General features: G+C 38.7%; 8 protein-coding genes. 4 read left to right on the top strand and 4 right to left on the bottom strand.

Going from position 1 to position 7,613, the window contains the following annotated elements:
* The first annotated feature begins 187 nt into the window (after positions 1–187).
* The 3 genes from PVK62_RS13245 (at position 188) to grxB (ending at position 1,978) form a co-directional block, all read left to right on the top strand.
* Entirely contained in the window at positions 188–376 is a 189-nt protein-coding gene (locus tag PVK62_RS13245) for a hypothetical protein (RefSeq protein ID WP_060991299.1), read from the top strand.
* 89 nt (positions 377–465) lie between these two features.
* On the top strand, positions 466–1,272 hold the full coding sequence (xthA, locus tag PVK62_RS13240) for an exodeoxyribonuclease III (RefSeq protein ID WP_274445259.1): 807 nt from the start codon (positions 466–468) through the stop codon (positions 1,270–1,272).
* 55 nt (positions 1,273–1,327) lie between these two features.
* On the top strand, positions 1,328–1,978 hold the full coding sequence (grxB, locus tag PVK62_RS13235; protein WP_274445260.1) for a glutaredoxin 2: 651 nt from the start codon (positions 1,328–1,330) through the stop codon (positions 1,976–1,978).
* Between the two features lie 286 nt (positions 1,979–2,264).
* Here grxB and PVK62_RS13230 read toward each other — a convergent pair whose 3' ends face one another.
* The 4 genes from PVK62_RS13230 to PVK62_RS13215 all read right to left on the bottom strand — a co-directional run bounded on the left by PVK62_RS13230 (position 2,265) and on the right by PVK62_RS13215 (position 5,444).
* Positions 2,265–2,942 (bottom strand): ABC transporter permease, encoded by a 678-nt coding sequence (locus tag PVK62_RS13230; RefSeq protein ID WP_274445261.1) that lies wholly within the window; start codon positions 2,940–2,942, stop codon positions 2,265–2,267.
* 2 nt (positions 2,943–2,944) lie between these two features.
* A complete protein-coding gene (locus PVK62_RS13225) occupies positions 2,945–3,685 on the bottom strand; it encodes an ABC transporter permease (RefSeq protein WP_122033083.1) in 741 nt (246 codons plus the stop codon).
* Between the two features lie 132 nt (positions 3,686–3,817).
* Positions 3,818–4,594 (bottom strand): ABC transporter substrate-binding protein, encoded by a 777-nt coding sequence (locus PVK62_RS13220; protein WP_274445262.1) that lies wholly within the window; start codon positions 4,592–4,594, stop codon positions 3,818–3,820.
* Positions 4,595–4,673: 79 nt separating this feature from the next.
* Positions 4,674–5,444, bottom strand: coding sequence for an ABC transporter ATP-binding protein (locus PVK62_RS13215; protein WP_274445263.1), 771 nt, complete (start codon positions 5,442–5,444; stop codon positions 4,674–4,676).
* A gap of 613 nt (positions 5,445–6,057) precedes the next feature.
* Between PVK62_RS13215 and PVK62_RS13210 the strand changes: the two genes are divergently transcribed.
* The gene (locus tag PVK62_RS13210) at positions 6,058–7,566 is read left to right on the top strand and encodes a DUF3360 family protein (RefSeq protein WP_274445264.1); all 1,509 of its coding nucleotides are present in this window, start codon (positions 6,058–6,060) and stop codon (positions 7,564–7,566) included.
* Positions 7,567–7,613: the final 47 nt, after the last annotated feature.

Genomic DNA, 7,613 nt, shown 5'->3' with positions numbered 1-7,613 from the left:
GGTTCGAATCCGTCCCCCCCCACCATTATTTATCTCGATAGAGATCGAAAAGCCAATTCAGAAATGAGTTGGCTTTTTTTGTGTCTGTAAGAAATAAAACGTCGAATTCCTCTTTTTATTACTTGCCAAAAACACTGTTCAAATATACAGTTATCTTGTTTTCAATAATATAAATAGAGGCATTAAAATGCACATAGCACAAACTCAAAAGCAGCAAGAACCTTCACAATGGAAAACCTGTAGCTTATGTAATAAAGAGGCTTTTTGTAACCCATCAACTAGCGTAACAATGGCATGGATAAAAGCGGGCTTTGGACAACAGAAATGCACATGGCACTGTGAGACATGCAAGCCTGCTGCTAAGTTAATGAATTAACTTATCACTTAAAATAATGGTAATATCATTGTATTAAAAGATCCTGCCTTCGTTTAGGATTCAACATAAATACAAGGACTTTAACTATTATGAAAGTAATCTCATTCAACATAAATGGCCTTCGTGCTCGCCTTCATCAACTTCAAGCGATTATTGATAAGCACAACCCTGATGTTATTGGTCTTCAAGAGATCAAAGTACATAACGAAATGTTCCCTGTTGAAGCTGTTGAGGCGATGGGCTACAAAGTCTACTTCCATGGTCAAAAAGCACATTACGGTGTTGCTATGCTATGTAAGCAAGAACCTATTTCTGTTCAGTACGGTTTTGATACTGATACCGAAGAGCATCAAAAACGCATGATAATGACAACACATCAACGTGAAGATGGCTCACAGTTTACTGTTATGAATGGTTATTTCCCACAGGGTGATAGCATCAAGCATGAAACTAAATTCCCGTACAAACGTCAGTTCTATAAAGATTTAATGACCCATCTAAACACCCACCACAATAGCGATGAAGAGCTCATTATAATGGGTGACATTAATATCAGCCCTACTGATTTAGACATTGGTATTGGTGAACCAAATGCAAAGCGTTGGTTAAGAACGGGTAAATGCTCATTTCAACCAGAAGAGCGTGAATGGCTACAAACAGTAAAAGATTGGGGTTTTGAAGATACCTTCCGTAACCTTCATCCTGATGTAGCTGACCAGTTCTCTTGGTTTGATTACCGTTCGAAAGGCTTTGTTGATAATCGTGGCCTTCGAATTGATGTTGTGCTGGCGACGCCAACGCTCGCTGCTAAGTGTACAGATGCGGGTATTGATTACGAACTACGTGGCATTGAAAAACCGTCTGATCACGCGCCAATCTGGTCTACATTTAAATAACGATTTGAGCCTTACTTTATATTCTAAAGTGAGGCTTTTTTAATAAGGAAGTAGTATGAAATTATTCTTATTTGAACATTGCCCATTTTGCATGAAAGCTAAAATGGTTGCTGGTATTAAAAATCAGCCTATTGAATTCATTTATATACAGAATGATGATGTAGATAGCCGAATTGAGAAAGTCGGTGCAAACATGGTACCTATTTTAGAGAAAGAAGACGGCAGCTACATGGCGGAAAGCTTGGATATCGCAGAGTTTCTTGATAAGTACGATCATCACTCTGTTATTGAACAAGCGACTCACGCCGATGAGATTTCTAAATGGTTAGATACTGCTCGTCCTTTATTCTTTAACCTTACCTTCCCTCGCTGGACTCAACTAAATTTACAAGAGTTTCAACAACCTGAAGCAATTACTTGGTATACAGAGAAAAAAGAAGCGTTTATTGCTATGTCCTTTGAGCAAGCGCTAGCTCAAAGTGATGATTATATTAATCAATTAAACCCATTATTGGTGGATGTTAATTTCATTACGTTACCATCAGAAAAAGGGAATAAAATCACATGGGATGATATTAATTTATTTCCATTCCTTCGTAACCTGACGGTAGTAAAAGGGTTGGATTTTCCTCCACACCTAAAAAATTACTTAGATGAGATCAGTGAACTAACTGACGTTAATTTATTTTTTGATGTCGCGGTATAGCACTCATTTAATTAGTCGCTATAAAGTAAACAAGAGCACATAAACGTGCTCTTGTTTATCATTACGATTAGAACCAGCGCTGGTACCAAAGAATTTCGCCATGCTCTATGAAATCAAAAACACTCAAAAACAATGCGCAAATCACGACTAATTTTACTAGCCTTATCAATAAAAATGATACGTTCATAACCATCTCCTCAAGAGCAAATCTGACCATTTACTTGTTCTATTGATATTAACAAAAAAAGAGCACATCTTGTGCTCTTTTTCTATGTTTAAAATACACTTAACTTAACGGTCTCATAAATCTAAGCAGTCGAGTTTCTAATTGTTTAAATACAAAAATGATAATAAACGTTAAGCACATATAAAATAAACCTGCTGCAATATATGACTCAAACGGTGCATAATAACGAGAATTAACCAACCGAGCTGCACCCGTTAAATCCATCAAGGTCACAATTCCCGCAATAGCGGAGCCATGAAGCATAAAAATCACTTCATTACTGTAGGCTGGAAGTGCTCTTCGCAACGCACTTGGTAAAATGATGCGTTTATAGGTTTGAAATTGACTCATTCCATACGCTTTTGCCGCTTCTATCTCACCTTGGGGTAATCCATTAATTGAACCACGAATAATTTCAGCTGTATATGCACCCGTATTTAATGCAAACGCCACTAAGGCACAAAATGATGCGTGCTCCCATAGTGTATCTTTTACGGGAAAAAACTGATCCATGCCGTAGTAAATAAGATACAACTGGATCAATAACGGCGTTCCACGGAAAAAATAAATATAAGCCCAAGCGGGCACCCAAATGAATGGATTGTCACTATTTCTTGCTATTGCAGAAGGTACTGCGATACACAAGCCAATAACAAGAGAAAGTGCCACTAACCAAACTGTAGTCCAAAGCCCTTCTAAATAAACAGGTAGGCTCTCAATAATAATTGAAAAATCCATGCTTACCTCATATGAATACTGAATTTACGTTCAACAAGCTTTAAAGCACCGGTTGATATAGCAGTGAAAAGTAAAAAGATACATGCGACAGACATATAGAACGTAAATGGCATTTTAGTGGTTCCTGCCGCCATTGAACTGACTCGAACCATATCTTCTAAACCGATAATCGAAACTAACGCGGTTGTTTTTAATAAAACTAACCAATTATTACCAAATCCAGGTAAGGCATGACGGATCATTTGAGGAAAGAGGATACGACGAAATGCCATCGCGCCACTCATTCCATACGCTTTTGCTGCTTCCATCTCACCACGGTCAACGGCCATGATTGCACCACGGAAGGTTTCAGCCATGTAAGCGCCAAAGATAAAACCAATGGTTAAAACACCGGCGATAAATGGGCTAATTTCAATATAGTCTGGAAGGTAAGAAAACCATTCATGATCTGGATTAGAATTAGTCATCCACTCATTTATCCACTCATTCGTTGCGTACAACCCGTTATTAAGCAGCATCTGACCGCCAAAAAATAACAACATCATTAACACAAGATCGGGAATACCACGAACAACCGTTGTATAAATAGTTGCGATTCCTCTCGCCCAACGATAAGGCGCCATTTTAGCTAATGCGCCTAGTAACCCTAGAAACACGGCTAAAATAAGAGACAATAATGCAACTTGTAGCGTCACTATCGCTCCGTCTAAGATGGAGGATTCATATCCTTGTAAATCTAACATACTGCTTCCAAGCGTTCGCTTTACTACCTACTCCAATAAAAATCAGTCGCTATTTATTGGAGTGGATATAACTATTAGAAATAATGAAAGAGACACTCAACGTGTCTCTTCCCTTTTTATACTTACTGTTGCTTACTCACCATAAACATCATAGTTGAAGTATTTAGCGGCAATCTCTTGATAAATGCCTTTTTCACGCAGTGATTGAATCGCTATATTTAGCTGTTTAGTTAAGTCTTTATCTTGCTTACGAGTCGCAATACCAAAACCGTCACCAAACCATTTTGGATCGGTTAATGATGGTCCAACAAACTCATACGCTTTACCGCCTGGTTTATTAAGAAGACCTTCTTCTAATGCCGATGCATCACCAAGAACAGTATCGATTCGACCTGCTTTAAGATCTAGATAAGCTTCATCAAATGAACCATAACGTTTTAGATCTACCCCCTTACCAAAGTTATCTGTTAGGTATTTATCATGTGTTGTTGCACGCTGAACACCGACAGTTACATCTTTAAGACCCGCTTTTGTCATGACTAAATCTGTGCCTTTTTTAGCTACAAATTTATTTGGAATGAGTGCGTATTTTTCAGTGAAATCAATTTTCTTTTTGCGCTCTTCAGTAATCGACATTGCTGCAATGATGGCATCATATTTACGAGCAAGCAGTGATGGAATAATGCCATCCCAATCTTGTGCGACGATCTTACAACGAGCTTCCATCTCTTTACACAGTGCGTTTGCTATATCAACATCAAAACCTTTAAGTTCACCTGATGGCTCTGTCCAACTAAAAGGAGGGTAAGCTCCTTCAATACCAAATCGAATTTGCTTCCATTCTTTTGCTTGAGCTGCGCCAGTAACGGCTGTAGATGCAACAACGGCTGCTAATAACCACTTCTTCATTTCCTTGCTCCTGTGACTAACGATTTTTATATTTATACTGTTTGCTGTATTTCTTTCGTACTCAGATATTCATTAACGTCTAATAAATAGATGAAATAAACTGTTTTAAACGTTCAGATTCTGGATTAATAAAAAGCTTAGCGGGATCGCCCTGCTCTTCAACCAAACCTTGATGTAAGAACATCACATGATTTGATACATCACGAGCAAACGCCATTTCGTGTGTTACTACCAACATGGTGCGTCCCTCTTCAGCAAGATCTCGCATTACTCCGAGAACCTCCCCAACCAACTCAGGGTCAAGCGCTGAGGTTGGCTCATCAAATAGCATCACTTCAGGATCAACCGCTAATGCCCGTGCGATTGCTGCTCGCTGCTGTTGCCCTCCAGACAAATGCCCAGGGTAATAGTCCCTACGTTCATAAAGACCAACTTGCTTTAAAATTTGTTCTGCTTTTTCAATAGCTTCTGCTTTAGGGACGCCTAAAACATGTATCGGTGCTTCTATAACATTTTGAAGTACGGTCATGTGTGACCATAAGTTAAAGCCTTGAAAAACCATCGCAAGACGTGAGCGAATTCGTTGAACTTGTTTTTCATTCGCAGGAATAGCCTCCCCTAAACGATTATTTTTCATTTCAATCAATTCACCATTAACCCAAATTTCCCCTTGAGTCGGTGTTTCAAGCAAATTAATACAACGTAGGAAGGTACTTTTACCGGAACCCGATGACCCAATAATAGAAATCACATCGCCTTTATTCGCTTCTAATGAAATACCTTTTAGCACTTCATTTTGTCCAAAATGCTTGTGTAAATCTTTTATTTCTAGTGCGACTGCATCCTTCATGCGCCATATACTCCTAATTCAATCACACATTAATCGTTTGCTTTTCTCTTTATTGTTAGAATTTAACACTCAACATTACCACAAGCAACAATTTATTAACCAAACCATGACACTCAAACACAATTCAAACGCATAAAGAATTTTAATTCATATAAAAATAATTATTACTCACTTATTATCTTTATTGAGACATTTTTACGCACAACCAATTCAACAATAATGAAACATTGAATTACGGCAATTTATGTTTAAGTACGAGCCTTGAAGTACGTAATACTCGTGGTACATGTAAATGAATTACTGCTATTATTTATAGTTTATTAAAAGATATGAACAAGTTCAATATTGTTGATACCATTGTGATTATGCATCAAAAACACTGTATGCCACTGTTTTTTAAAAGCATAAAAAACCTAAAGCCATATCATCAATATAATAAAGTCAAATCACTCACCGTCTCATTTTGTAGTTTTCTTTCATATACAATCATATAGTGATCAAGATCAATCATTGGCTTAATTTTCGTGTGCTACACTCGGCGAAAATAACAAAATCAACATCAATATCTATTTATTGATTTTTAATTACTTAAAATTCTATTTATGAGGATTCTATGTCTATAGACAAAGAGCAGAACGAAAAAAGCTATAGCGAGTTACATCGCCCAGCTTCCGAGTTCAGTAGCCGTTCAGACTATTTAGACCATGAACTGCAAATAATGAAGCCGCGTCGATTTGGTTTAAACCTACCTGGGCGTGATTTTCGTTTCGAACTTGAAGATCTTGTTCCAGCATTAGCAGGTACTATTGGTATCATCGCTATGTACTCTGCGGTAATGATGTCTTGGGCCGATGGCCTTACACAAGCATGGCCACATATCAACTTAGGTAAAGAATTTGCCATTGAAGTTGCTCGTGTTGAAATGCTTATCCCTGCTTTTTTATTCTGTATTTTAGCGTCTGGTTTCTTTAACCCTCGCGCTAACCTTGCAGGTAACCATGGCCCAATGATCCCACTTATCGGTGCGATCGCGTTAGCTGGTGCACACCCCCTTGCTCTTGCCATTTTATTAGGTGTATTCGGCTTACTATTGAGTTATTTCAAAGGTGGTTCCAAATTAGTCAACTTAACCTCAGAAGGGGTTGCTGGTGGTCTGCTTGTCTTCCTTGGCTTCAGTGGGGCAATGGGTCAGATTAGCAATATACAAGCTTGGTCTACAGGCCTTGAAGGCGAGTTAGGCTACATTGGTTTAATCGTATTAGCAGTAAACATTGTTCTATACGCTTATCTTGCTCGTATTAACAAGCGCTGGTTAGCCATCCCTGCTTGTGCGTTTGCTGGTTTAGCTGTTGCACTTGCTCTTGGTGCTGGTTTTGACCTTAAATTTGAAACTCAGATGGGTATCCCTAACCTAAACCCTGTTTACTGGTGGGGTTCAACTGAAGAAGGTTGGATGCTTGGTTTACCAAACCTGCAGCACTTCTTAGCGTCTCTACCGTTTGCTATCCTAGCGGTTGCAATGTGGTCACCTGATTTCCTTGGTCACCGTATTTTCCAAGAACTAAACTACCCACGTCGTACTGAAAAAGTATTAATGGACGTTGATGATACAATGACCATGTGTTCTATTCGTCAAATGGTAGGTACTGCTGTTGGTGGTGGTAATATTACATCATCTTGGGGAACGTACATGATCCCAGCAGCAATTGCTAAGCGCCCAATCCCAGGTGGTGCTATTCTTCTTGGTACCATCGTAATGATTATTGCTATCCTTGGCTTCCCTATGGATGTTGCGGTATGGCCACCAGTAATGTGTATGGCTCTATTAGTAGGTGTATTCTTACCAATGCTTGAAGCCGGTGTTCAAATGGTTAAAGAGAACAAAGACGCGCAATCTGCAGGTATTTGTATCTTTGCTGCTGCTGTTGCAAACCCAGTATTAGCTTGGGCTATGACAATGCTACTTGATAACAACGGTTTAATTGGTGATAAAGAACGTCCTAACAACCTTTCTTTTATTGACCGTATCGTTATTCCTGGTGGTGTATTAGTGATTTGTTTAATCGCTATGCTGGCGGTTGGTATGCTTGAAGGCCAGTACGGCATTCAAGCATTTCTGTAACTTTGTATGGTAATCTAGGTTTAGACCTATAATACTTATGGGGTAGC

Origin of the sequence: Aliivibrio sp. S3MY1, from assembly GCF_028765575.1 — a bacterium.
In the GTDB taxonomy this organism is placed as follows: Bacteria; Pseudomonadota; Gammaproteobacteria; order Enterobacterales; family Vibrionaceae; genus Aliivibrio.
Note: the sequence above shows the minus strand (reverse complement) of the source record. Positions and strands in the feature narration are given on the sequence as shown.

Excerpts from the sequence above, each read along its gene's own strand:
- xthA (WP_274445259.1), top strand. The coding sequence starts at position 466 with ATGAAAGTAATCTCATTCAACATAAATGGCCTTCGTGCTCGCCTTCAT.
- PVK62_RS13225 (WP_122033083.1), bottom strand. The coding sequence starts at position 3,685 with ATGTTAGATTTACAAGGATATGAATCCTCCATCTTAGACGGAGCGATA.
- PVK62_RS13220 (WP_274445262.1), bottom strand. The coding sequence starts at position 4,594 with ATGAAGAAGTGGTTATTAGCAGCCGTTGTTGCATCTACAGCCGTTACT.
- PVK62_RS13215 (WP_274445263.1), bottom strand. The coding sequence starts at position 5,444 with ATGAAGGATGCAGTCGCACTAGAAATAAAAGATTTACACAAGCATTTT.
- PVK62_RS13210 (WP_274445264.1), top strand. The coding sequence starts at position 6,058 with ATGTCTATAGACAAAGAGCAGAACGAAAAAAGCTATAGCGAGTTACAT.
- grxB (WP_274445260.1), top strand. The coding sequence starts at position 1,328 with ATGAAATTATTCTTATTTGAACATTGCCCATTTTGCATGAAAGCTAAA.
- PVK62_RS13245 (WP_060991299.1), top strand. The coding sequence starts at position 188 with ATGCACATAGCACAAACTCAAAAGCAGCAAGAACCTTCACAATGGAAA.
- PVK62_RS13230 (WP_274445261.1), bottom strand. The coding sequence starts at position 2,942 with ATGGATTTTTCAATTATTATTGAGAGCCTACCTGTTTATTTAGAAGGG.